Source organism: Aegicerativicinus sediminis (assembly GCF_015476115.1).
Lineage (GTDB): Bacteria > Bacteroidota > Bacteroidia > Flavobacteriales > Flavobacteriaceae > Aegicerativicinus > Aegicerativicinus sediminis.
The window spans coordinates 3,193,930-3,218,566 of sequence record NZ_CP064295.1; the positions used below are offsets into that span (position 1 = coordinate 3,193,930).

Genomic DNA, 24,637 nt, shown 5'->3' on the forward strand with positions numbered 1-24,637 from the left:
AAGTGAATAAAGTAGATATTTTAGCTTTTGGATCCCATCCAGATGATGTGGAGTTGGGGTGTTCTGGTACTATCGCTAAAGAAGTATCTAGAGGAAAAAGTGTGGGCATCATCGATTTAACCAAAGGGGAATTAGGCACCAGAGGCGATGAGCATACAAGGGCAGAGGAGGCGGCTGAGGCGACCAAAATTTTAAAGGCATCTTTCCGAGAAAATATGGAATTTGCTGATGGATTTTTTGTTAATGATAGAGAACACCAAATGGCATTAATAAAAAAAATTAGAAAGTATCGACCCGATATCGTTTTTTGCAACGCCATTTTTGATAGACATATAGATCATGGCAAAGGAAGTGACCTTGTAAGTGATGCTTGCTTTTTGAGTGGGTTATTGAAAATTGAAACCTTTGATGAAAATGGGGACAAACAAGAACATTGGAGACCTAAACAGGTCTACCATTATATTCAATGGAAAAATATTAAACCAGATATCGTTGTTGACATAAGCGGCTTTATTGAAATAAAAATGCAATCGGTTTTGGCCTATAAAACCCAGTTTTATAATAAAGATATTAAGGAGAATGAAACCCCAATAAGTAGTAAGAATTTTACTGACAGCATCATCTATAGGGCTAGGGATTTAGGCCGGTTAGTAGGGGTAGAGCACGGTGAAGGATTTACTGTTGAACGATATCCTGCGGTAGATAGTATTTTCGATTTAATTTAATCCCCGTAAAAAAAAATAAAACCTTTTGTAAAAAAGGTTAAATCGTTTACATTTGCACACGCATTTTTAAATGCGCCAAACGGTGGTCGTAGCTCAGTTGGTTAGAGCGTCGGATTGTGGTTCCGAAGGTCGTGGGTTCGAGCCCCATCTTCCACCCGGAAAAATAAAAAAGCTTCCAAAATCTGGAAGCTTTTTTTATTCTGTTAAGGTTTTGTGACCTCTGCTTTATCTACTACAGGTCTGCTGACACCATTGGCTAATTCCCAAGCGGTGTAAAAGACCAATCTTGCTCTATTTTCCATTAAATCATATTCAATTTTATCCGGTGTATCGCCTGGCCGGTGATAATCGGCATGTGTGCCATTGAAATAGAAAATAATTGGAATGTTATGCTTTGCAAAGTTATAATGATCTGATCGATTATAGAATCGGTTTGGGTCTTTTGGATCGTTATAAGTATAGTCAAAATTGATTTTGGTATACTTATTATTTACCTCTTCGCTTATTTGATGCAAATCTGAACTTAATCTATCTGACCCTATTATATATAGATAATTCCTGTCGTTTTCATGTTTAGGATCAACTCTACCAATCATATCAATATTTAGGTTAGCAATCGTTTGATCTAAAGGAAAAACAGGGTCGGAATCAGCATAATAACGAGAACCTAAAAGTCCTTTTTCTTCGGCTGTAACATGAAGAAATACTACTGAACGTTTTGGTCGATGTCCATTTTCAACCGCTTTTTGGAAGGCTTCAGCAATTTCAAGAACCGAAATAGTTCCACTTCCATCATCGTCGGCACCATTATAAACTTCACCATCTTGTACGCCAACATGATCTAGGTGTGCAGAAATTATTAAATATTCATTTGGTAATTCTGCCCCAGGGATATATGCCACTACATTATGGGATTTAAGTTCGGCATTCTCTCTTTTAAGATCAATTTTGATACTTTTAGACAGCACCTTAGGATCTGCACTTTCTCCAATTTCATTGTACAAAGCTTTAGCTAAATTGTCTCCAATCACAAAAGATAGAAATTTGTCATTTTCGTCTACCAAACCGACACTTCTACGGTCTGAGTTTTGAAATCTCTTGTAGAAGGAAGCCAAGGTTTCAAAACTTTCAGGTTCAAATAAAATGAACGCTTTAGCTCCCATTTCTTTGGCAGCCTCTTCTTTGGTTCTTCTTGCTTGTCTACCATTTGTCCATTTTGTTCCTTCAGAAGTACCAGTAGTGATGTAATTTCCATTGGCATCCTTCGGTTCTCCAGCTTTTGCCAAAACAACCTTTCCTTTTACATTTAGATTTTTGTAATCTGAATAATTTTCAGCTTTTATACCATAACCAACATAAACTATTTCGCTAGCGCTAAAAGTTTCTGATGTATTTCCTTGAGAAACTGTAAGGTCTTCAATAAGTTTAAATGATTGCCCGTCTACAGATATAGTGGCATCAGGAAAACGTAATTCCTTAATTGGTACTTTTTGTAAATAATCTGAAACAGATGTTGATTTTGGAGAAGAAATTCCTTCGTCTTTATAGTAATTCTTCAAATAATCTGTAGCCAATGCCTCGGATGGAGTACCAGCATCTCTTCCTTTAAATTCATCAGATGCATAAACCATCAACATGTCTCTAAGTTCCTCCGATGTAATGGTATTGGCATAAATAGATGGATCGGGAAGGGGGGCACGGGACTCAATAACAGGTTTTTCCTTGTCTACCTCTGCAGATTTGTTACTGCTTCCACAACTAAAAAGCAGTAAACCTAGGCTTATTAAGCCAAATAATTGTTTCATTTTTAAGCTATTAATAAGGGTTTTTAATATGAGCAATTTCTAATTCGAAATCAAATCTCGCTAAAATACAAATTGTTCAATCACCAAATTGGTATTCTATAACTAGTAGTATTAATTTTAACAAAATTATCTGATTTTATCGGCAATGATGCGGTTGTCAGAGTTTGCGAGATACCACATGGTGGCAAAAATCAAACGAGTGCGTAAAGCCAAAAGTTCATAATCTATTTTTTCGGCTGTATCGGTAGGTAAATGATAATCCTCATGCTCACCATCAAAATAAAAGATTACAGGTATGCCTTTTTGGGCAAAATTATAGTGGTCAGACCTGAAATAATATCTATTCGCGTCGTTGACATCATTTAGGGTATAATCTAAATTCAATTTGGTGAAAATATTATTTGCTTCTTGATTGATATAGTGGAGTTCTGTGCTTAAACGATCTGCGCCAATTACATAAATATAATTTCTATCATCCTTATGTGCTTCGTCTACGCGCCCAATCATATCTATATTAAGGTCCGCCACAGTTTCTTCGATTGGAATTACTGGATTGTCCACATAATACAAGGAGCCATTTAAACCCATTTCTTCTGCTGTAAGGTGTAAAAACGCGACGTTACGTTTAGGTTTAATACCTAATTTTGCAGCCTTTTGAAAAGCTTGGGCTATTTCCATTACCGCAGCTGTACCAGATGCATTATCATCCGCACCATAGTATATTGTCTCTCCATCTTTACCTAAATGATCTGAATGTGCTGAAACAATGACCGTTTCATTTGACTTTTCGCTCCCCTTTATATAAGCGATAACATTTTTAGATTCTTTAATATCCTCCTTGAAAAATTCTCTAGGAATGGTTTGGGTGTAAGAAGTTCCCAAAGGAGAGGGAATTTCCTCTTGGCGATAGAATTCCTCAAGATAGTCAACGGTTTTGTCGTGGCCACTTTCCCCAACCTTACGTCCCTCGAATTCATCTGAAGATAACTTGCAGACATGATCCCTTAAATCAGTCGGGCTGATACTTTTTGAAAATTGTTCAACTTGGGTCCTATTTTCAAAGGCAATCCCTTGCTTTAAACTTTCAATTCTCTGTTTGTAACTGTGCGTAGCACATGAGCCCACCAAACTCAGCGCAGAGGCGATGAGAAGTAGTTTCATTAATTAATCCCTTTAATTACAGCCAAATAAAAGAAAAATTTATTTAATACCGTTGGACATGTTTAAAAAGTTAATCCCTAGTTAATAACAGAGATGTTTTTGGATTGAGAAAGAGCTATTATTGTTTTTTTAATTTACCAAATCCAATAACGCTCTATAAGTAGTTAATGATAAAGCGATTATGGTGATAATGAAGATTATTTGGATAGATTTTTTAGGATATGGTAAATGACGATCGGTATAGTATGCAAATAAACCACCCAACAGGGCCAATATACAAGGTATAAAGGCATAATTAGAATATGTTGTTAAGGATAAGATCAACCCTAACATTGAACATAAGAAACCGAAAATTACCATATTTTTTTTCATAACACTCCAAATTAATAAGATGAATGATTGAAATTAAAATAATATACACACTTGTATAGAAAACAAGTTTAAGTCATTTAAATGAAACTTCAATTAATCAACGCGTCCTAATTCTTAATAGAATCATAAAACTTTGGTTCTAAATGATTTGCGTCAATTTAGATTTGAATACAGCATAATTTGGTTACGGATATTCATCAACTTTGGGTTAACAACATAAATAAAATAATTATGAACTCAGATCAAATAGAAGGAAAATATAAACAAATAAAAGGTGACTATAAGCAAAAGTATGCTAAGTTAACCGATGACGAATGGGAGTATACAGAAGGTGGTTTTGATAAAGTAATCGGAAAGATTCAGGAGAAATACGGAAAAACCAAGGACGAAATCAAACGCGAAATAAGCGAGTGGTAAAAATAAACTCCAAATCATGAATAGGCCCACAACAGTGTTTGTGGGCTTTTCTTTTATGACTATTCGTAAAGTTTTAATTTTCGCCTTAAGGAGACAAGGTCTTGGTTCAGATTTTCTATGCGTTCAAGAAGGTTCATAATTACTTCAATGCCTTCCATATTTATATTTAAATCATTATGGAAATTGAGTATTTTTTCAAAGCGCGGTAAATCGCTTTCTGGTAATACATATTCATTATCATCTTCTTCAATATGAAGTAAACCAAAATCCCGTAAAGTGAAAATGTACTGTTCCTCTAATTGATAACCACTACACAATTCTTGTATTCTTATATATCGACTTGTTTTCATAGGTTTTAAATTAGCTGATAGACTTCAGTCTTCTGAATAGGTCTTTTTGTTCTTCACTTAGGTTTTTTGGCATCTTCACAGAAAAAGTAACTATTAAATCACCAAAGTGACCGTCTTTTTTATATACTGGAAATCCTTTTCCTTTCAACTTTACTTTAGTGCCATTTTGAGTTTCTGGCTTCACTTTCAATTTCACCTGCCCATCCATGGTATTAACAAATATTTCTCCACCCAAGATGGCGGTATAAAGATCAATATCGATGTCTTTGTATAAAGTTTCCCTGTCCCTTTTAAAGTTTGTATTGTTGATAATTTTAAATGTAATATATAAATCCCCTTTGGGACCACCATTTACACCGGGACCGCCGTGCCCCGTAATTTTAATCGTTTGGTTGTCCTCAACCCCTGCTGGTATAGTAATTCTAATATTCTTGCCATTAACGGTTAATGTCTGTTTGTGGGATTTATAAATGTCGGTAAGATTAAGATGTAACTCGGCATTGAAATCTTGCCCACGAAACTTAGCTTGTGCTCTTCTTCCTCCGGAAGATCTACGGCCACCAAACATACTTTCAAAAAAATCTGAAAAATCTCCATCACCATACTCATATTCAAAACCGCCACCTTGGAAAGGGTTCTCCTGCTGACTACCTGCATATGCGCCTTGTTGTCGTTTAGCTTTTTCAAATTCTTCAGCATGTTTCCAATCCTTACCGTATTGATCATATTTCTTACGGTTTTCAGGATGGCTAAGAACCTCGTTAGCCTCGTTTATTTGCTTAAATTTAATTTCCGCCTCTTTGTTATCCGGATTTAAATCGGGATGGTATTTTCTAGCTAGCTTGCGGTATGCTTTTTTAATCTCGGCATCTGAAGCATTTTTGTCTATCCCAAGAATTTTGTAATAGTCAATATATTCCATGAGGAATTTTTGAAGTATTAAATTATACCTTGAATTTACTAAATATACCGAGCAATATCAAAGGTTTAATACTAAATTAAGACTTCCCTTTTTGAAGATCTTTTTTAATGGAGAGTGTCTTTAATTTCTCCACAATTTAGCATGGCTTCTCCGAAATATGGATTCCTAATTTCTTTTTCCTTACTCAACCAATACCCACCTTTATTGTTATCAGCCATTGGGCAATATTGTTCATAAATATCATGGTTAATACCAATAGCTTTAACTAGTTCAATAATGTCTTTTGAAAGTGGCTTAAAAAGTGTCCTCATTCCATCTAAATTTGTGGTCTTTGAAATGTTATTTGCCAAAGTGTGAATTTCTTCCTTTTTAGAATTTAAAAAAGACCTTTCTTCTTCTGAATTTATTTGGTCATCTATAATTTTAGATATCGCAGTACTGAGTTCATTGGCACTTTTCCCCGCAATTTCTGCATTGCTATCCACTAATCCATTTTTTAGGGTAATATAGGCCTCGACCGCTGAATAAAGTTTATTTTTAAGGGTTTCATTAACCTCCGTAAATGTCAAGGTTTCGAATTCATTTTTCTTATTACCTTTCATATTCATCATAGAAGGTTTACCTTGAAGTTGTGCAGCGGCATCCACTGTAAATGTTCCATTGGTTACAATTTCCTCACCAACAGTTAAGCCATTCAGAATAATGTAATTATCACCAATTTTAGAGCCAAGGGTAACTTCACGCATTTCAAACTGAGGATGGTTGGGGTCTGTTTTAACATAGACAACAGAACGCTTTCCTGTCCATAGTATTGCCGTGGAAGGAATGGTGAGGGTTTCGGTGGACGTTGGTGACGGTAATTCTACTTTTGCTTTAACAAACATTCCCGGTTTTAATTCTCCCTCTTTGTTGTTCAATTCGGCCCTGAGAGTTGTTGTTCTACTGCTAGAATTTAGCATAGGGTCTATGAAGCTGACTTTAGCTGAATATTGTTTATTTGGATAGGCGTTGGTACTAATCGACAGAGATTGTCCTTTTTTAAAGAATTCAATTTGGTTTTCATAAACATCAAAATCTGCCCATAGTGAACTTAAGTTTGAAACTCTGAAAAGAGCTTGGCCTTTACTTATTTGATCCCCTTCAGCCACTAACTTTTCAGTAACTGTTCCGGAAACTGTAGCATAAACCGGAAATTTTTCTTGAACTTTTCCTGAAGCTTCAATGGCATCAATTTGTTGGTCCGACAATTTCCAAAGTTTTAACTTGTTTCTTACCGCATCGTAAAGGGCAGGCTGCGATTTTTTTAAATTAGCAGCAGTCAATAACTCTTGTTGTGCAGCAAACAATTCAGGAGAATAAACTGTTGCGATTAATTGTCCAACTCTCACTGTTTCACCAGTGACATTAACATTGAGTTTCTCTATCCTACCTGAGAAGTAGCTTACTTGTACCGAATTTTCTTCCTCATTGGTGACTATTTTACCAGAAAGTTCAACCCTATTTATGTTGGATTCTCCAATTTCCCCTTCTACTTTATTGGTTTGGATGTTAGAAAGAGCCATAGCTGTTTCCGTCATTTTGAATGCATTTGGATTGCCTTGGGAACTAGAATTGTCGGCAGGAATCAATTCCATTCCACAAATAGGGCAATTACCTGGTTCTGGTTGCATAATTTGGGGATGCATACTACACGTCCACATCTCAGTTGATTTGCTTTCAGCAGCTTCATGATCATGCTCATCCACTTTTCCTCCGAAGAACACATAACCCATTAACAACCCAATTGCCAAAGCAATTATTATAAATATTACATTCTTACTCATTGCTGTCTTCATTTTCAATACGATAAATCATTTTCTTCATTTCGGCAATTTCACGTTCTTGAGCCTCAATGATTTCTTTAGCAAGTTTAATTGCTTCAGGATCTTTTAAATTAGCCTTTTGGCTCACCATAATGGCTGAAGAATGGTGAGGAATCATTGCTTTCATCCATTGAACATCTGATATGAAAAGCTGGGTTCTTAAAGCGTAAAGAGTGAATATAAAAATTACCGCAGAACCAATTATAATAATATAATTAAGAACCTTGTTTTTATACATTTTCCACATAAAAAGCATCATGGAAATTGCCATTGGGGCAACCATTAAAATGGTCATATAAGTGCGTGTATTACTTAGCATAACATTGTCGAATGTATCGGCATTTAGAAACATTACCGCATACATGATCACGATAGATACACCCATCATTGATGCGAATTTTGTATAACTAGATTTCATGATCTAAGATTTTTAGGCGTTAATTTTTGAATAGTTGGTGAGCTTACATAAAAAAGTGCAAATCCACTTAATACGGTTATTAATCCGAGTAATGAAAATGCTCGTAAAACAACAGTATTGAAGTTGTCGCGTGATTCGTAATCCATAGTGTGAGTCATCCACAAAAAATCAAACCATCTCCAAGCCCTATGCCTTACAGTTTGAAATTTACCATCTGCATAGGAGACATAGGCTTTTAAGTTATTATCTTGTTTATAGGTAATAACATAAGCTGGTAGCAACTTTTCACGATATTCATGGTGTTTGTCTATTTCTGTAATAAGTTTAATATCTTTAACCTGAAGCTCATCTAACAAATGTTTTTTTGCTACATCTAAAGCTTCTAGTTTAGAAATTCCTTTTTGTGAAATCCCTGTTTTTGCATCTACCAATTCTGAATTGTTTATCCAGTAGTACGGTTTTCCTGCAATGTCCCTTAACTCCAAAGAATGGATTCCACTAGAATTATGAATTTCAGTAGGACTTATAAGTTCAGTAAAATGTTCCATTGGTGGAGGAAGCTTTTTGAACTGATCTCCATGGATTTCATCAATATTTGTCCAACTGAAATAAAGTCCACTAATCGTCCAAAACAAAAATTGAATACCTAGGAATAATCCAAGATATCTATGGACTTTTCTAAACTTTTTTTGTGTTTTACGTTTTATCATTCCAAGATTTTAATCAATAGAAACTGTTCTTAATCTTAAGGCGTTTCCAATAACAGATACTGAACTAAAACTCATCGCTAAAGCCGCAATCATTGGTGATAACAATATGCCAAAAAAGGGAAAAAGAAGTCCAGCGGCGATAGGCACGCCGATGCTGTTATAAACCAATGCAAAAAATAAATTCTGCTTGATGTTTTTCATAACAGCTTCGCTGAGATTGCGGGCTTTCACAATTCCATGAAGATCCCCTTTTACTAGTGTGATTCCGGAACTCTCGATTGCCACATCGGTTCCAGTGCCCATGGCAATGCCAACATCACTTTTTGCAAGAGCCGGGGCATCGTTTATACCATCACCTGCCATGGCAACATTATGTCCATTATTTTGAAGGCTCTCGATTCTATTCAATTTGTCTTTTGGTAGCATACCAGCTTCAAAATCACTCAATCCGATTTCCCTGGCGACAGCTTCAGCGGTATTCTTATTGTCACCGGTCAACATAATAACTTTGATACCATGCTTTTGAAGGGTATTGATTGCTTTTTTGCTTGTCGCTTTGATTTTGTCAGTGATAACAACAAAGCCATCGACTTTACCATTTATAACTAAATATGAAACAGTTTTTCCTTCACTTTGATATTGTTCTGCCTTCTGTTTTTGTTCAGAGGAAATCTTCACCGATTTTTCTTCTAACAAGGACAGATTTCCTATTAAGATTGAATGATTATCAATTAATCCTTCAACCCCCTTACCTGAAATGGAATTGAAATTACTAGAATCACCTAATTTTACATCTTTTTCCTTAGCATAATTTACGATTGCAGTCGCTAGGGGATGTTCACTCGATTTATTAAGTGTTCCTAGGTAATAAACAGCTTGTTCAAAATTCTTAGTAAAGGATTCTACTGTTTCTACGGTTGGTTTCCCTTCAGTTACAGTTCCTGTTTTATCTATTACCAAAGTGTCTATTTTTGCCATTTTTTCTAAAGCTTCCGCATTTTTTATCAGCACTCCATTTTGTGCTCCTTTTCCAACACCCACCATTACTGACATAGGGGTGGCAAGACCTAGGGCACAAGGACAGGCAATTATTAAAACAGCTACGGCATTTACTAAAGCATATACATAGGCCGGATTTGGCCCCCAAATAGCCCAAATACCGAATGTAACCAACGATATGATAACAACGGCAGGTACAAAATATGAGGATACTTTATCCGCCAAATTTTGAATGGGCGCTCGACTTCTGCTTGCATCATTAACCATGTGTATGATTTGTGAAAGCAATGTATCAGAACCAACTTTTTCGGCTTTGAATAAAAAAGATTGTTTCCCATTTATTGTACCACTGCTAACCGTGTCTCCAACCTTTTTTTCAATTGGAATGGGTTCTCCGGTTATCATGGATTCGTCAATAGAAGAATTTCCTTCCGTAATAGTGCCATCTACAGGGATTTTATCTCCTGGTTTAACTCTTAAAATATCGCCAATTTCAATTTTATCAATTGAAACTTCATGGTCTTCACCGTCAATGACTTTTATAGCCCTGTTTGGAGCAAGCTTCAAAAGTTCCTTTACTGCCGAATTGGTTTTACTATGAGCTCTAGCCTCTAAAACCTGTCCCATTAAAACAAGGGTAAGAATAACTGTAGCGGCTTCAAAATAGACGTGAACTGTGCCCGCTTCTGTTTTAAATTGGGCGGGAAATAAATCAGGAAATATTATGGCCACAACGCTAAATACCCAAGCAACACCAGAACCAATACCAATTAAAGTAAACATATTCAGATTCCAGGTTTTTATGCTTCTAAATGCCCTTTCAAAGAACATCCAAGTTGCATAGAAAACTACAGGCAAGGAAAGTACAAATTGTAACCAATTCCAAGTTTGTAACGAGAATAAATTATAAAGTGGGTTTTCATTAACCATGTCGCTCATGGCGATTAAGAAAATTGGAAGTGTAAAGCCAACAGCAATCCAAAATTTTTGGAGCAGTTTCTTATATGTTTTTTCTTCAGAAGAAGCGTCTACATCTTTTGGAACCAAATCCATTCCGCAGATTGGGCAACTGCCTAGTTCATCCTCAATAATTTCTGGATGCATCGGGCAGGTATATTGGGTGCCCGAGGATTTATTGGTTAAATTAATTTCCGCCACCAAATCCATGCCGCAAACGGGACAATCCCCTGGCTTATCATAGGTTTTATCCCCTTCACATCGCATTGGGCAGTAATAAACGGATTCCCCCTGATTGGAATGGTTATGGTGAGGTTTTACTTTTTTATGTCCTGTTTGCAACGGCTCGGAACTAATATGGTAACGATCGCCATTTTCTTTTAAAGCATTTTGGAATTTCGTTAAAGGGATGTGTTTATCCATACTAATTGTCGCCTTGGCCTCTTCTAGATTTACATCCACTTCCCTAACGCCCTCAACCTTTTCCAAGGTTGATGCAACATGTTTTTTACAACCATTACAAGACATACCATGCACATAGTAGGTATGTCTCATATGTTGTTTCTGCTGCTTATTTTTATTAATCGAATAACGGCCACCGTCATCTTTTAATGCCTTTTGGAAAATTTCCAATGGGATGTGCTCATTCATTTCTATGATAGCGGTGGCTGTTTGCAAGTCAACCTCTACCATAGAAACACCATCAACTTTTTCAAGGGTTTGTTGCACGTGGTTTCTACAACCGTTACAAGTCATTCCTTCTATAGAATATGTATGCTTCATGGTTTAGGTTTTTAATTTTCCTAGCTATTTATATTCTGTTATTTTGAAATAGTTTCAGTAACCTTACCGCATTTCAACATTTTATCTCCGAAATAAGGATTTCTAATTTCCGCAACATCAGAAAACCAATAGCCTCCTTCATTGTTGAAAGCCATGGGGCAGTATTGCTGGTAAATAGTACCATTTTCTAAACCTACTTTAAAAACATCTTCCAATCCTGCTGTTAATTCTGAAAAGGTTTCACGTTGTTTTTCAACATCTTCAGTATTTGCTAATGCAGTGGCAAGGTCTTTTAAATTTTGATGATCACTATCAAAACTTTCTGCAAGTGCAGCAGAAGCTTTAGAAGCCTCAGTTGCATCTGTCTGTACCAAAGCATTCTTTAAATGAAGATAATCTGCCCATGCTTTTCCGGTCATGCCATCGGTAAATTTAGTATCAGCCATTGCCGTTACCTCTTTTTCTTCTTGGGTTACTTCTTCAGGTGATTGCATCTCTGCACCTTGTTTGTTTTCTTGTTTGCAGCTAACGAAAGATATAAGTGCCAAAAGAATTACTAAATTGATTTTTAAGGTTTTCATGTTATAAAATTTAAGTTATGATTTGATTTCTATTAAATATGCTATTTCGGCTAAGTTTTTATAATATTTTTTTATTGCCGCTAAAGTTGAAATTTCAATGTTAAGTTGTAATTCTTGAATGTTTAATAATTCATTAAAATCAACTTTGCCAGTTTCATATGTCTTTAGCAATATTGTTTCTGCATTCTTGGCCCTCTCTAGATTCTGCTGTTGGTAATCATAGCTAATCTTGGCGGCTTCAAGATTTTTTAAAGCGGTATTTAATTGAGTATTTAGTTCGTTGGTTCTGTTTTCCTTAAGTGCTAAGGTTTCTTCTTTTTTTATTTTGTTCTGGATAGAGACGGAATTGAACTTATTGTTGAAAATAGGTATAGATAATGAAACCATTGGCATTAGTATATCCTTTCCATTATCACTCAACACCATATCTGTTCGTTCCGCAACAGGGATGTAATCTATTCCTAACCCAAACATTGGTTTGGACTCGTTTTGGTTAAGTAATTCAGACCTATCAATACTGCTGATAGCAGCATCGAATTTCAATAATTCTGGATTTAATTCTATTGTAGCTGGATCTATAACAGTGAGTTCATCAAACATTACTAAATCTTCTACCACTATTTCCATTTTGGGGTTTCTATTAAGCAGAATATTTAGTCGTGTACTAACTTCTGCTTTGTTTGTTTGCAGTATTTCAATTTGTTCCTTTAGTTTGTTAATTCTCAATTGAAGCTTGAGAACATCTACTGCCGAGGCTTTACCTACTTGCACAGAATTTAGTGCAAGTTGTTCATATGTTTGAAGTAATGATAGTTGTTCTTCTATGATAAGTTCCTTCTTGGAAATTTCAAATAAGTCATAATAGATAGTGCTAATGGAAAATGCCAATTTACGTTTTGCAATGGTGTAGTTAACATATTCTATCTCAGCCATGGATTTAGAAAATTCTGAACGATTTTCAATACTTCCAAACCAAGGAAACATCTGTTTTACTGAAAAACGGGCTTTTTGTGCTCCAACCCTGGTTTCTGGGGTTGTAATAAAATATCCAGCAGAAAATTCAGTATTAGGTATGGTATTGGCCTCATTTATCGTTTCTTCAGCAATTTGGTAACGCTTTTGTGTAGCCCTAATCATAGGGTTATTTTCAAACCCTATGTTTATAAGGTTTTCTAAACTCTGTGAAAAAGAATTTCCCCAGATAACTAAAAACAGGATTATTAGAAGGTTAGTTTTCATGGATTTAGTTTTTTAAGTTGGTATTCCTTTTTCCAGCAGAATAAAACTGGTACAACAAAAAGAGTTATAAGAGCAATGAGCATTCCCCCAAAAGATGGAATTGCCATAGGTATCATAATATCACTTCCTCGGCCATGTGAAGTTAGAATTGGCAATAAGGCCAAAAGGGTAGTGGCCGTTGTCATTAAACATGGACGGATTCGTTTTTCACCTGCTTCTATCACTGAAGCAATAATGTCATTTTTAGTTTGTGGCTGGTTTTTATCGAAGGTCTGAGTTAAATAAGTAGCCATAATTACGCCATCATCCGTGGCGATACCAAATAGGGCAATAAACCCTACCCAAACTGCCACACTTAAGTTAATTGGATGCAAATTGAAAACATTTCGCAGGTTTTCCCCAAAAAAGTTGAAATTTAAAAACCAATCTTGCCCATATAACCAAATCATTATAAAACCACCCGCAAATGCTACTGCAATACCAGTGAATACCATGAAAGAGGTAGAAACAGATTTAAATTGAAAATATAATATCAAGAATATAATCAATAGTGCTAGTGGAATTACTACCGAGAGAGTTTTATCTGCACGAAGCTGATTTTCATAGGTGCCCGTAAAGCTGTAATTAATACCATTTGGAATTAACAATTCACCACTTTCGATTTTATCGTTTAAAAAATCCTGTGCCTTTTCAACCACATTTACCTCTGCAAAACCATCCATTTTATCGAATAGAACATACCCGACTAAAAAAGTATCTTCACTCTTAATCATTTGTGGGCCTTTTTCGTATCGGATACTTGCCAATTCTCTTAATGGAACAGGCTCCATATTGGAAACAGGCACATATATATTTTCAAAATCCGCTTGAGTGCCACGTAATTCTCTTGGATAACGTACTCGTATTCCATAACGTTCTCTACCTTCAACGGTGGTTGTAAGAACTTCACCACCAACTGCAATGTTTATCACAGACTGAACGTCGTTTATATTAATACCATATCGAGCAAGCTTTTCCCTGTCAATATCGACTAGCATATAAGGCTTTCCAACAATCCTATCTGCAAAAACGGTTTCAGGTTTTACACCTTCAACTTCTTTTAATAGAGTTTCGAGTTGAAATCCGAATTGTTCAATCTCTTCTAAATTTTGACCTTTTATTTTTATCCCCATTGGTGCGCGCATTCCAGTTTGTAGCATTACCAATCGAGTTTCTATAGGTTGTAATTTTGGTGCAGAGGTAACTCCAGGTATTTTAGTTACAGCAACAATCTCATTCCAAATATCGTCTGGAGACTTTATCCATGGTCGCCAATTGCGGTAGTATTCCCCATCCTCATCTGGAATTAAATCGTTAAAGGAAATCTTTTGATAGTTTATAGGTGTCGTTTTTTCCTCCTCCATTTTCTGAAGATTTTGGACAATGCCTTTATCATTTTTCAAAATAAAATTTCCATTATCATCTACTTTGAATTTTGTTTTTGTCCCTACAGAATCTAATAAATATTCAGGTTTGTAGAGGATGATATTTTCAAACATTGAAAGTGGAGCAGGGTCTAAGGCAGATGCAGTTCTACCAGCCTTACCAACAACAGTTTCAATTTCAGGTATGTTAGCAACTGCCATGTCTAACTGTTGTAAAATACGTTTGTTCTCTTTAACTCCAGAGTGTGGCATGGAAGTTGGCATCAACAGAAATGAACCTTCATTTAGAGAAGGCATAAATTCTTTACCAGTATGTTCTTTAATGACAACACCCAAAATAATCAAAAGGGTAGGTATACTTAGAAACAACATTTTGTTTTCTAATGTCCATCTCAAAATCCTACTATAATAACTGCGGAAAAAGGTAAAAAACAGTAATAATCCAAAACAGATTAAGGAAACAAAGATGAAGTTGATAAAGGTGCTCCTATCAAAACCCAAAGGTCTCCAATAAATGGATAATAAAAGCGAAATTGTGAATACAGATAATCCAGCGATTAGTTTTGAAGATTGACTTGAACTGAGAGTTTCACGAGTCTCAAAAAAACGTATTAATGCAAAGGCAACAAGGATAAGGCCAAGCCAATACCCATAGGTAATGGCTACTATTCCTGCAATAAAGAACAAAAGGTTATAAAGTTGTTTGCTCCTTAGACTTAGTTTTGTTTTTTTGAAAAGAATAGTTGCTATAGGTGGAATAATAAACAATGCCACTATTATACTAGCAATCAAGGCGAAGGTCTTGGTAAAGGCTAGAGGCCTAAATAATTTGCCTTCAGAACCAATCATTGTAAAGACTGGTATAAAACTTATAATAGTAGTCATCACTGCTGTAACAATAGCTCCTGATACTTCGGCTGTGGCATTATATACCACTTTATTTATGGGAAGGTTTTCACCATTATCATCAACATGGCGAATAATGTTTTCAGAAAGAATAATACCCACATCCACCATGGTTCCAATTGCAATTGCTATTCCCGACAATGCAACTATATTGGCATCAACACCAAAATATTTCATTGCAATAAAAACAAATAAAACAGCTATTGGAAGAAGTCCTGATATTAGCATCGACGCTCGTAAATTATATACCATTACTATGATTACCAGGATTGTTATAAGTATTTCCAAATAAAGAGCTTCATTAAGAGTATTGAGGGTCTCTTTAATAAGGTCGGTGCGGTCGTAAAAGGGAATTACTGTTAATTGTGAAACCCTTCCATCGGCTAATGTTTTCTTTGGCAAGCCTCCACTGATTTGAGATATTTTATCTTTAACGTTATTGATGACTTCCAATGGATTGGCTCCAAACCTCGATACCACAACCCCGCCGACAACTTCGGCACCTTCTTTATCCAAAATTCCTCGTCTTGCTGATGGTCCCAGTTGAACATTAGCTACATCTTTAATTTTGATTGAGGTAAAGTTTTTAGAATCGATTACGGCATTTTCAATATCATCGATCGATTTAATGTACCCAAGACCTCTAACCAAATATTCAACCTGATTTATTTCAACTGTTTGTGCACCAATATCCTTATTACTTCCCTTTACGGCTTCAACAACATCCATTAAACCGATGTTATACTGCCTCATTAATTCCGGATTTACATCTATTTGATATTCTTGTACATATCCTCCAATTGAAGACACTTCAGAGACACCTTCAGCAGAGGAAAGTGCATATTTAACTTGGTAGTCCTGCACACTTCTTAATTCGTGTAAATCCCAACCTCCAGTAACTTTGCCATCCTTATCTCTTCCCTCTAAAGTATACCAATAGATTTGGCCAAGTGCTGTGGCATCTGGGCCTAAACTCGGTGAGACCCCAGCAGGAAGAATATTATCTGGTAATGAGTTTAATTTTTCCAGAATACGACTACGACTCCAGTAATATTCAACATCTTCATTAAAAATGATATAGATGCTACTAAACCCAAACATCGAGGTACTGCGGATTGTTTTAACCCCAGGTATGCCAAGTAATGAAGTGGTTAATGGATATGTAATTTGATCCTCTATATCTTGAGGTGAGCGTCCTGGCCAATCTGTAAATACAATTTGTTGGTTTTCGCCTAGATCTGGAATGGCATCAACAGCTACAGGATCATTAGGAAGAAACTTTGTATCCCAATTAAAAGGAGCGTGAACAATACCCCAGCCAATTCCAACCGCTAATAGGAGTAGGGCTACTAATTTGTTATCTATTAAAAATTTAATGCTTTTGTTTAGCATGGTTTTAGTGATTAAATAGTTGTTAGGATTTAAGTACTAACAGAAGAGGGGTTTAATCAACTTCGATTAAACACCAAAAGTTTCTCAGGAAAATCCTGGAAACATCACTAAAATCAAATTAAATAAGTCTCGTCTAGCTTATAAATACACCTAAATATTTTAGGTGGTGGAGATTCGTCTTGGAAAATGTTTTGTTCTTGTTCTGGAACAAATAATAGAAAATATGAAGAAATAAAAGCAGTTACAAAAGATGGTTGATCCAACTTATAGTGGTCAAATTGAATTTTTAATTCATCCTGACCTTCAACCGAAACCACATCATTTTTACAACAAGTTTTTTCGATAGAAACTTGGTTTGGCAAATCCATTCCCATGCCACATCCTTTGAGCTCAGAGAAAACAGCAACTTCGACTAAATGGTCGCCACAGAAGTGTTTGCTTATAGAAAAACTAAAGGTTGATAGCAGGACAACGACTGCCATTAAAATTGAGGTGATATGTAAAAATCTCTTCTTCACTTCGGTATCAAATGTACGAAAATGATTGATTTAGAGTGTTTTTTAACAAATATTTTGAAATTATTTATGACCAAATATGGGACTTTTATCAATCCCTTAGACCCTAATCGTAAGCAATTTACAGTAAATATTTCTTTATAATTTCACAAAAGAAATCTTATTCAGAAAAAATGAATTTTTTATTTGAAGTAACCAAAAAAGCAAATTATATTTGCATCCGCTTAGGAGGAATGGCAGAGTGGTCGAATGCGGCAGTCTTGAAAACTGTTGAGGGTCACACCTCCGGGGGTTCGAATCCCTCTTCCTCCGCAAAAAACCCTGTAATCAATTGATTAGCAGGGTTTTATTTTTTAAGGTGTAAAATTAGGTGTAACTTAATTTAGTAAAATCGTTGAATTTTTACATATACTTTGTTTGCTCGAATATGCCCATTACTACCGCTTCACCGTGAATAGGTAACTGGATTTCTTGTTTCTCTGTTTTGGTTTGCTCAGAGTTTTTCCTTTCATTTCTCTTTATCCTAACACCAAAGAAATTGGTTCCTAACCAAAATTTACTTTGATATTGATCTCCAATCTTTCTTCTTAAAACGATTGTATAAAAATCCTGCTCCTTTTTGAAACTCTCAATTTCCAATTTTACAGTTATTGCTCCATGTGAGGCTAAATCATAAACATTCACCTCAGACTTGGTCAAATTATTGATTGTTTCTCCAGTTATGGAGTCTGATGCACTCATGGTTAAAATCCATCGATCCATGAGCATGGTTGCTCCTCCCGTAATTATTATTCTTGACATATTTAAAAGATTTATAAATTAAACTTGGAATACTTCTTACTGCACCCTCAAAAAAGAAGGTGCAGTATAGAAGGCATTAACTAATCCCCATGATTGAATTTAAATTTCATCGGTTATACCCCATAATTGTCTATCAAGCTTTGATCGCCTCTCATTATATCCCATTGCCATTTGAAGAAATAAAGTCTTTCCAATGGGTTTGGTAATCTCAATGGTGGAGGGTTATTATTTAATTTTGTTGAATAATCCATGTAATTATCCGTATAACCCCTAGGGAATTTGTGTGAGGAAAGGGCATTACTGAAAATATGAGGTAGTGAGAGTGAGTGCCCAATTTCATGAACGAATGTATTAGGAGAGGATAAGTTTGTTCCAAAAACTACAACAGCATTCCCCCAAACGAAAGTTCCTGAGACTACAGATGAATCGGCAATACCTCCTGCTGATGCGCTCTCATCAGTTAAGAAAATTATGGACCTCTTAGATCCTGCTGGAGGGGCGTTATTTCCTAATTTCATATATAGTGCCAACAGGTCATTCATGAAGTTACTAGCATTATGGTTGTTGCCTTGAGGATAACTCGCCTTAAATGCTGTAACATCTGGATCTGTTCCATCTAAATCATTTATTATGAAACGTTCGTCCTCAAGTACCTCTGCTCTAATTAATGCCTGATTGAATGACTGGTTCTTAAGAATATCATGATATTGGGATGATAGCGTCACATTTGCGCTGTCATATGAGACTCTTACCATTACCAATTCTGCCTTAGGAATTCTATCATTCTGATACATCATAATCTTACCGACTTGTTCCTCAATATTTTCACCACGAGCTATAATGTGGATTTGGGTGTGTGATGATAAGAGACCTCTCCCGGACCTTATTGTGAAAGCGTCCTCTAGAGTCCAATAAGTTCGGGAGTTTCCATTAGAGGAATCTAAAACCTTTGTTGTTTTTCTACCCCTGCTGATTACATCTCGAATATTAATTGATGATGGAGAAACCGAAAGAATTGGGTTCTCTGGACGCAATTCAATTGTATTGTTTCTGGCATCTAATGCATCAATTTCGTCAATTTCCAGACTTATTTTAACACCCTGTTCATGCATTCTCGACCCTTTATTAAACCCTGATATTCCGCGTGGAGGGAAAATACTTATCCACGATGGGTAATAATCAGTGCCGTATGGTTGAATTGGATTTGGGTCACCATTTAGATATTCACTTTTTAAAGCGGCAATATTTGAAACTAAGGGCTGTTTGGCATTGACCGAAGCATTGTTTACATCAACCAAAACCGTTTCTATGGGATGGATATATTCATCTCTCAAATAATCAAACCCAAAGTGTCCTGCATATCTTACATTAACAGTTGACTCATCTCCATTTGTTCTCATAAATGTTCTAGGCGGTACAGCTTTTACAATAAATCTTAATAAGTCATTATTTTCGGGCGCATCAGAAGATTCGGAATCGGTGAGTGATAAACTTTCTGATCCGGAGGTATATTCTACATTATCTCCTCTTGAAACCCGATCCCTTACCGTTGGATTATCCATGAGAGTTTCATTTTCTCTTGTGCTTTCACCACCATCAATTTGTTGCTGAAGATGTTGTCGTGTTAAGTTTTGCGCATCATCTTCGGTTAAATTGCCACTTCTCCTTGCCTGGTTAATACCCTCAGATATATTCCTTGAATTCGTCGTATTATGTTGTTGAGATGCTAGGCTTTTAGCCATTTCTGCAAATGCTTTGGCATTTTCCTGGTTGGATAAATAGGTTTTCATGACATTGTCTTGATTACCTGCCAGACCTGTGATATCATTAAAAATCCCTGCTTTGCCAAGTAGCTCAGACAATGGAGTCAATCCAACTCCTGGAGCAGGAGCGTCTGGAGCATTTTGTATATTTACCATTGGAGTTGCAAAATCCTTATATTCAGGTTTGTAGTCGGTAATTACTGGGGTAGGGGTGGTAACTGGAGAAATAGGGGTTGGTTCTTCCGTTCTAAATTTATCCCAATCCTGAGAAGAATTCTCTTTAACCATTTCACACGCATCGCAATTTCCTTGAATTGCTTCCATAAATACCCCTCTGGTTGGGATACTTATTCTATAAGGAGGCATTGGTGTTAAAGGTTTATAATAATCAGTTAACGATGTTTCTAAAAATACGTTATCTCCTATTTCTTCCAACATATTATTTCTTCCAACTTTGTAGCCGTCAGCAACCGGAAATACCAAAGAATTTCCAGTAATCGTTATCAACTCATTCTTTAGAACTGATGCTAAACTTCTCATGGCTGATAGGTTTCCAGTACTTGTATATGTTTGGATGTTGAATCCGTCCATAAGCATATACCTTCTATCTGGATCCAAGTTTCTCCACAATATTTTGTTATAATGTTCAATGTGACTATTGAGATGCTCGATTAAGGTATTAACTAAATATTCATCTTCCTTTCTGGGGTCTTTTTTATCTCTGGAAGTAAGGGGAATGTAAAGATTGGTTCCATCTAGGAGGTCGTCATTTACGTATCCACTGTAAATTCTACCATTAAAGAATTCTGTAGAATAATCCATATCAACACGCCCGATATTAAGTTTGATATGATTTTTAAGCGCTATGACATCCTCATTTGAGCAGCTTAAACTCATATAATCAGTAGTGCCACCGATGGCGCGTCTTGTCTTACCAATCGGGCCATTAGAATTAAAATTGACTGTAATTGTTCGATTCCCTCCAGAATACTTTTGATCTGTAGAAAAATCTAATGGTAGGCCATCACCATTGTGTTGTATGGTATAGGTGGTTCCCCCACCTGGTGCTGAAGATTCTTGTATAGTTACGTTTCCATAATGTATGGAAATGGAATCCGTAATTCTTGCAAATACCAAAGGCAAGATATCATTGTAAAAAATTCCGTCCCATTCTGAAATTAATCGACCAGCCAAATAATAATTCATCATATCTGCAACAGCTTCAGAGCCCGTATAGCCTAATATTTTTGCATAGGTTTCCCATAACAAACCGTCAACATGTCCATCCTCAAAAAAGTCACTGGGCCCAAATGACACATTTGCGCCGTTATGAGAAATAGTTTGTCTAGAAAAGGTTTTAACTCTAATACATTTAGCTGGTGGTACAGATCTAAAATTGTCATCAATTGTAATGAAAGCATCAGAGATTTTTTGGGCTACTAGAATTTCATGTTCCACAGTATCTGATGATGTGCCGCCAAATAAAGCTCCCACTGGTCCTAATACACCCACCAAGATTGATGCGCCAATGTTTCTTCGAATTGTTTTTTCAACATTCAATTCTTCAGTTGTAACTGTTTCTGTTACTATGGGAAAAGATTTTATCCGATCATATTTTGTTTTAGGTCTTGGTATATTAGCCTTAATTTGCATCTTACCTCTGATTTGCATCACTTCAGTATCAGCATAGGTTAATCCTTCAGCTGGAAAATTAACCCTTTCATAATTTGTTTTTATCCTATCGTTGGCATCAAATGCTTTAATAAGGGGATGCATAGTTCTTCCTAAAAACCGGAATTTATTCCATTTTAAATAAGTGTGTGACGGAATTGGTAAAAGGTTTTGTGCTAGTATATCTTTCCATTTACTTATGTTTTCAGTTGTAAATTCTGTCATTAATAGAGGTACGAAAACACATTCCTCCACATGGGAAACCTCTTGGAAAATTGCATAATGTCTTAATACCTCAAAATACATCATCGTCAAAGAGTGACAATGGTTATGATTTGCGACAGTTTCTGCAGTAACGCCATATTCTTGACCCTCTGTTACAGTGGTGACAACCGAAGCGTTGAGCTCTCTGTAACTTTCTGCATTTTGCATTATGGCCTGTCTCAGTTTTTCACCAAAAAATTGAGAAATATTCCTAGAACTGTTTTGCGATGCTGAAGATCGTGAATTGGCAAACCCGCCTGCTACACCAAGGGACCCTCCAATACCGCCATACGAAACACCGATTCCAAGTCCCGCAGACATACCAGAAGTATGGGCGTTGCTTCTTCCTCGCATACTTTCATTTATATCTCCGCTTAATTGATCAGTTATAAAACGATCATTTATTAATTCCGCTGCTAAGCTTTCGCCCTGAGAAATAGATTGCCTTTCGGAACCTCTTAAAGAATGTGTTGATTCAAAAACAACAATTTGCTTTTTTTGCCCTGGAGCTAATGGGAGTGAATAAACCAAATCACCAAGGGAATAGCCGTCGGCTTTAAATACTGATTTAAAATAGACGATATGCCCTGTCGCCACAGTAACTGCTTGGTAAAGTGATAACTCGTCATTTGAATCAGGAGAATCCTGCCATTTGACAGGATTATCTAGATCTATTATATTCCTTTTCAGTTTTTGCCCCTCCCTTTTTAAGTTATATTTTGTTTTACCTGATACAATCTCCTTAGACAGTGAATAATTTGCAACGTCTGGATCAGTAATACGTACTACCGCATTATATGAATATTCTCTTAAGGTTCTGTTTGGTGTGGTTAGGTTAATACAGCTCCCGCCTATATCTTGAGTATATTCATCTGAATTAATTAAATCAACTTGGTCTGGTAATCTTTTTGCTTTTGTGGGAGAATTGCATTCACAATCATCATGTTCTTCTTCAATATCCAATTCTGATAATTCCTGTTCAGTAAGTAAAATGTATATAAAATCATCTGAAATGGTCTCTTTACCGGAATCCTGAACTATTATTAGATTGACCGGGTTATCGGGAGCTATTGATACTAAGGCTTGCGCTTCAACATAGGTTCCATAGGGATAATCCATTGTAAAATTGCCAGATTTGTCGGTGGTACCAGAAGTTACAATTCTATTAACTTCATCACCTTCTATTTTGGCTTGCACCAAAACTGTCAATTCATTCAAGTTATGTTTATTTCCTGTCTGTAATACCTTACCTCTTAGTTTTTTTATAGTTGTTGGTTTACCAGTTGAAGGATCATTTATAACTCCATCCGGCGCATAATTCCTGACTTTAATATTCAAATCTTCAAGTTCTTCATCATTGGCGTCATATTGATTTTCCCACAGAATTGAACCATCATGACCTTTTACGCTAACGTTTACCATTCCATTGATGTTGGTTGTTACTATCGGTTCACCGTTATTAAATCTAAAATCAGTTTTATTATCGACTAATTCATTAGAATTTCCCCAATTATGACGCAGAATGTTTAGTCCTCCATTTTCGGAATTATACTCCACAGACAGATCATAAAAATCTAAATCAGACAATTTCATTTCATCCTCAGAAACGACCTCAAAAGTCCCTTTAATCGTATTCGTTTTTAGTTCTGGAAATTCAATTGGAAAATCAAAAAGCTTTTGGAAATTGGCCTTCAGGTAATTAAAGAATTCCTCGTTTAGGCGATATTCCTTTCTTTTTAAAAAGTCTAATAGTTGAGTGTATCCAATTGTAAATTCGGCAGAAGCAATTTGGGGGTAAGAGCCATTTAAATCGACGAGAATTTGGATGAAATCTAATACAAAATGATCTGAAATAGTTCGTTCGGGATATAGCTGTCCAAAAACATATTTAAATAACTCGTAAGCCTCTTTATTAATAATAAAAACACTTTTATTTAATTGGTCCGGTAGGTTAATTAAACCCTCTGAATTTAAAGATGTTTCTTTATTTCTTTTTTCCGGTCCATAGGTAGCCATGTATCTACCTAATTCTTCTTGATAATCTCGTCTATCATAATCAGAAGAAAATGGCGATTTCATATAGAAAATGCCTTCAAATTCTCGCGAAGTAATTAAATGATTAAACTTGTCGGTGGTATTAACATTGAACTTAAAGGAATAATTATTGATATTAGACCCATCTCTTAAAATGTCAATAAAATGGTAAAGGAAAAACCCATAAATATCCTCCAGTTCTCCCTGAACAAGTTCATTCAGAGGCACATTAACTAAATAATCTTCATCTGAAATTTCATGTTTCGAATAAAATTTTTGAAAACCATTAGTAAATCGAAAAATTTGACGGTTATTAATCCTAAACGAAAATTTAGGGAGTTTTACTTCAATACTAATATTATTGATGTTCGAAGTCAATCCGTCATCACCAGAATTGAAAGAATACTGAATAGAAGCCATGGCAAATTTGTTTATAATTAGACATAGCTATTAATTAACCTTATTGAGGGATGGGAGTATAGGGTAGGTTAAGAAAGAATTTTAATTGGTACTAAATTAATTAATAAGGATCTAGTAGACAATACGTAACGTCACGTAAATTTGAT

The 24,637-nt window shown here is 35.8% G+C and carries 17 protein-coding genes and 2 tRNA genes; 4 read left to right on the forward strand and 15 right to left on the reverse strand.

Annotation, left to right across the window (positions count from 1 at the left end):
• Nucleotides 1-2 precede the first annotated feature (2 nt).
• On the forward strand, nucleotides 3-725 hold the full coding sequence (gene bshB1 / locus ISU00_RS13730; RefSeq protein WP_228851243.1) for a bacillithiol biosynthesis deacetylase BshB1: 723 nt from the start codon (nucleotides 3-5) through the stop codon (nucleotides 723-725).
• Between the two features lie 81 nt (nucleotides 726-806).
• Nucleotides 807-882: transfer RNA gene (locus ISU00_RS13735), tRNA-His, on the forward strand.
• 46 nt (nucleotides 883-928) lie between these two features.
• Here the strand turns inward: ISU00_RS13735 and ISU00_RS13740 are convergent.
• From ISU00_RS13740 to ISU00_RS13750, 3 genes are all read right to left on the reverse strand, one after another.
• The gene (locus tag ISU00_RS13740) at nucleotides 929-2,530 is read right to left on the reverse strand and encodes a M28 family peptidase (RefSeq protein WP_228851244.1); all 1,602 of its coding nucleotides are present in this window, start codon (nucleotides 2,528-2,530) and stop codon (nucleotides 929-931) included.
• Between the two features lie 126 nt (nucleotides 2,531-2,656).
• On the reverse strand, nucleotides 2,657-3,691 hold the full coding sequence (locus tag ISU00_RS13745; protein ID WP_228851245.1) for a M28 family metallopeptidase: 1,035 nt from the start codon (nucleotides 3,689-3,691) through the stop codon (nucleotides 2,657-2,659).
• A gap of 129 nt (nucleotides 3,692-3,820) precedes the next feature.
• Nucleotides 3,821-4,063, reverse strand: a complete 243-nt coding sequence (locus ISU00_RS13750; protein ID WP_228851246.1) for a hypothetical protein — start codon at nucleotides 4,061-4,063, stop codon at nucleotides 3,821-3,823.
• A 231-nt stretch (nucleotides 4,064-4,294) separates the two neighbouring features.
• Between ISU00_RS13750 and ISU00_RS13755 the strand changes: the two genes are divergently transcribed.
• Nucleotides 4,295-4,480: a CsbD family protein gene (locus tag ISU00_RS13755; RefSeq protein WP_228851247.1), complete on the forward strand. Its 186-nt coding sequence runs from the start codon at nucleotides 4,295-4,297 to the stop codon at nucleotides 4,478-4,480.
• Between the two features lie 59 nt (nucleotides 4,481-4,539).
• On the opposite strand, the gene ISU00_RS13760 is transcribed toward ISU00_RS13755, so the two are convergent.
• From ISU00_RS13760 to ISU00_RS13805, 10 genes are all read right to left on the reverse strand, one after another.
• On the reverse strand, nucleotides 4,540-4,830 hold the full coding sequence (locus tag ISU00_RS13760; RefSeq protein ID WP_228851248.1) for a chaperone modulator CbpM: 291 nt from the start codon (nucleotides 4,828-4,830) through the stop codon (nucleotides 4,540-4,542).
• Between the two features lie 10 nt (nucleotides 4,831-4,840).
• Nucleotides 4,841-5,752 (reverse strand): DnaJ C-terminal domain-containing protein, encoded by a 912-nt coding sequence (locus tag ISU00_RS13765; protein WP_228851249.1) that lies wholly within the window; start codon nucleotides 5,750-5,752, stop codon nucleotides 4,841-4,843.
• A gap of 104 nt (nucleotides 5,753-5,856) precedes the next feature.
• Nucleotides 5,857-7,575: an efflux RND transporter periplasmic adaptor subunit gene (locus ISU00_RS13770; protein WP_228851250.1), complete on the reverse strand. Its 1,719-nt coding sequence runs from the start codon at nucleotides 7,573-7,575 to the stop codon at nucleotides 5,857-5,859.
• Nucleotides 7,568-8,032, reverse strand: coding sequence for a DUF305 domain-containing protein (locus tag ISU00_RS13775; protein ID WP_228851251.1), 465 nt, complete (start codon nucleotides 8,030-8,032; stop codon nucleotides 7,568-7,570). The genes ISU00_RS13770 and ISU00_RS13775 overlap by 8 nt, the downstream gene beginning before the upstream one ends.
• The gene (locus ISU00_RS13780; RefSeq protein ID WP_228851252.1) at nucleotides 8,029-8,742 is read right to left on the reverse strand and encodes a PepSY domain-containing protein; all 714 of its coding nucleotides are present in this window, start codon (nucleotides 8,740-8,742) and stop codon (nucleotides 8,029-8,031) included. The genes ISU00_RS13775 and ISU00_RS13780 overlap by 4 nt, the downstream gene beginning before the upstream one ends.
• Before the next feature lie 9 nt (nucleotides 8,743-8,751).
• On the reverse strand, nucleotides 8,752-11,481 hold the full coding sequence (locus ISU00_RS13785; RefSeq protein ID WP_228851253.1) for a heavy metal translocating P-type ATPase: 2,730 nt from the start codon (nucleotides 11,479-11,481) through the stop codon (nucleotides 8,752-8,754).
• Nucleotides 11,482-11,519: 38 nt separating this feature from the next.
• Nucleotides 11,520-12,062: a DUF3347 domain-containing protein gene (locus tag ISU00_RS13790; protein ID WP_228851254.1), complete on the reverse strand. Its 543-nt coding sequence runs from the start codon at nucleotides 12,060-12,062 to the stop codon at nucleotides 11,520-11,522.
• 15 nt (nucleotides 12,063-12,077) lie between these two features.
• Complete coding sequence (locus tag ISU00_RS13795; RefSeq protein ID WP_228851255.1) at nucleotides 12,078-13,301, reverse strand: TolC family protein; 1,224 nt, start codon at nucleotides 13,299-13,301, stop codon at nucleotides 12,078-12,080.
• The gene (locus ISU00_RS13800) at nucleotides 13,298-17,023 is read right to left on the reverse strand and encodes an efflux RND transporter permease subunit (RefSeq protein WP_228851256.1); all 3,726 of its coding nucleotides are present in this window, start codon (nucleotides 17,021-17,023) and stop codon (nucleotides 13,298-13,300) included. The genes ISU00_RS13795 and ISU00_RS13800 overlap by 4 nt, the downstream gene beginning before the upstream one ends.
• 113 nt (nucleotides 17,024-17,136) lie before the next feature.
• Complete coding sequence (locus ISU00_RS13805; protein WP_449500880.1) at nucleotides 17,137-17,541, reverse strand: HYC_CC_PP family protein; 405 nt, start codon at nucleotides 17,539-17,541, stop codon at nucleotides 17,137-17,139.
• Between the two features lie 224 nt (nucleotides 17,542-17,765).
• Here ISU00_RS13805 and ISU00_RS13810 point away from each other — a divergent pair.
• Nucleotides 17,766-17,850 (forward strand) — tRNA-Ser (locus ISU00_RS13810).
• 90 nt (nucleotides 17,851-17,940) lie between these two features.
• Here ISU00_RS13810 and ISU00_RS13815 read toward each other — a convergent pair.
• A complete protein-coding gene (locus tag ISU00_RS13815) occupies nucleotides 17,941-18,339 on the reverse strand; it encodes a hypothetical protein (RefSeq protein ID WP_228851258.1) in 399 nt (132 codons plus the stop codon).
• Between the two features lie 113 nt (nucleotides 18,340-18,452).
• Nucleotides 18,453-24,491, reverse strand: coding sequence for a hypothetical protein (locus tag ISU00_RS13820; protein ID WP_228851259.1), 6,039 nt, complete (start codon nucleotides 24,489-24,491; stop codon nucleotides 18,453-18,455).
• Between the last annotated feature and the right edge of the window lie 146 nt (nucleotides 24,492-24,637).

Bases quoted from the DNA above. Each gene is read 5' to 3' on its own strand.
- ISU00_RS13765 (WP_228851249.1), bottom strand. From the start codon at position 5,752: ATGGAATATATTGACTATTACAAAATTCTTGGGATAGACAAAAATGCT.
- ISU00_RS13740 (WP_228851244.1), bottom strand. From the start codon at position 2,530: ATGAAACAATTATTTGGCTTAATAAGCCTAGGTTTACTGCTTTTTAGT.
- ISU00_RS13820 (WP_228851259.1), bottom strand. From the start codon at position 24,491: ATGGCTTCTATTCAGTATTCTTTCAATTCTGGTGATGACGGATTGACT.
- ISU00_RS13800 (WP_228851256.1), bottom strand. From the start codon at position 17,023: ATGCTAAACAAAAGCATTAAATTTTTAATAGATAACAAATTAGTAGCC.
- ISU00_RS13770 (WP_228851250.1), bottom strand. From the start codon at position 7,575: ATGAGTAAGAATGTAATATTTATAATAATTGCTTTGGCAATTGGGTTG.
- ISU00_RS13745 (WP_228851245.1), bottom strand. From the start codon at position 3,691: ATGAAACTACTTCTCATCGCCTCTGCGCTGAGTTTGGTGGGCTCATGT.
- ISU00_RS13750 (WP_228851246.1), bottom strand. From the start codon at position 4,063: ATGAAAAAAAATATGGTAATTTTCGGTTTCTTATGTTCAATGTTAGGG.
- ISU00_RS13775 (WP_228851251.1), bottom strand. From the start codon at position 8,032: ATGAAATCTAGTTATACAAAATTCGCATCAATGATGGGTGTATCTATC.
- ISU00_RS13815 (WP_228851258.1), bottom strand. From the start codon at position 18,339: ATGTCAAGAATAATAATTACGGGAGGAGCAACCATGCTCATGGATCGA.
- ISU00_RS13760 (WP_228851248.1), bottom strand. From the start codon at position 4,830: ATGAAAACAAGTCGATATATAAGAATACAAGAATTGTGTAGTGGTTAT.
- ISU00_RS13790 (WP_228851254.1), bottom strand. From the start codon at position 12,062: ATGAAAACCTTAAAAATCAATTTAGTAATTCTTTTGGCACTTATATCT.
- ISU00_RS13795 (WP_228851255.1), bottom strand. From the start codon at position 13,301: ATGAAAACTAACCTTCTAATAATCCTGTTTTTAGTTATCTGGGGAAAT.
- ISU00_RS13780 (WP_228851252.1), bottom strand. From the start codon at position 8,742: ATGATAAAACGTAAAACACAAAAAAAGTTTAGAAAAGTCCATAGATAT.
- ISU00_RS13755 (WP_228851247.1), top strand. From the start codon at position 4,295: ATGAACTCAGATCAAATAGAAGGAAAATATAAACAAATAAAAGGTGAC.
- ISU00_RS13785 (WP_228851253.1), bottom strand. From the start codon at position 11,481: ATGAAGCATACATATTCTATAGAAGGAATGACTTGTAACGGTTGTAGA.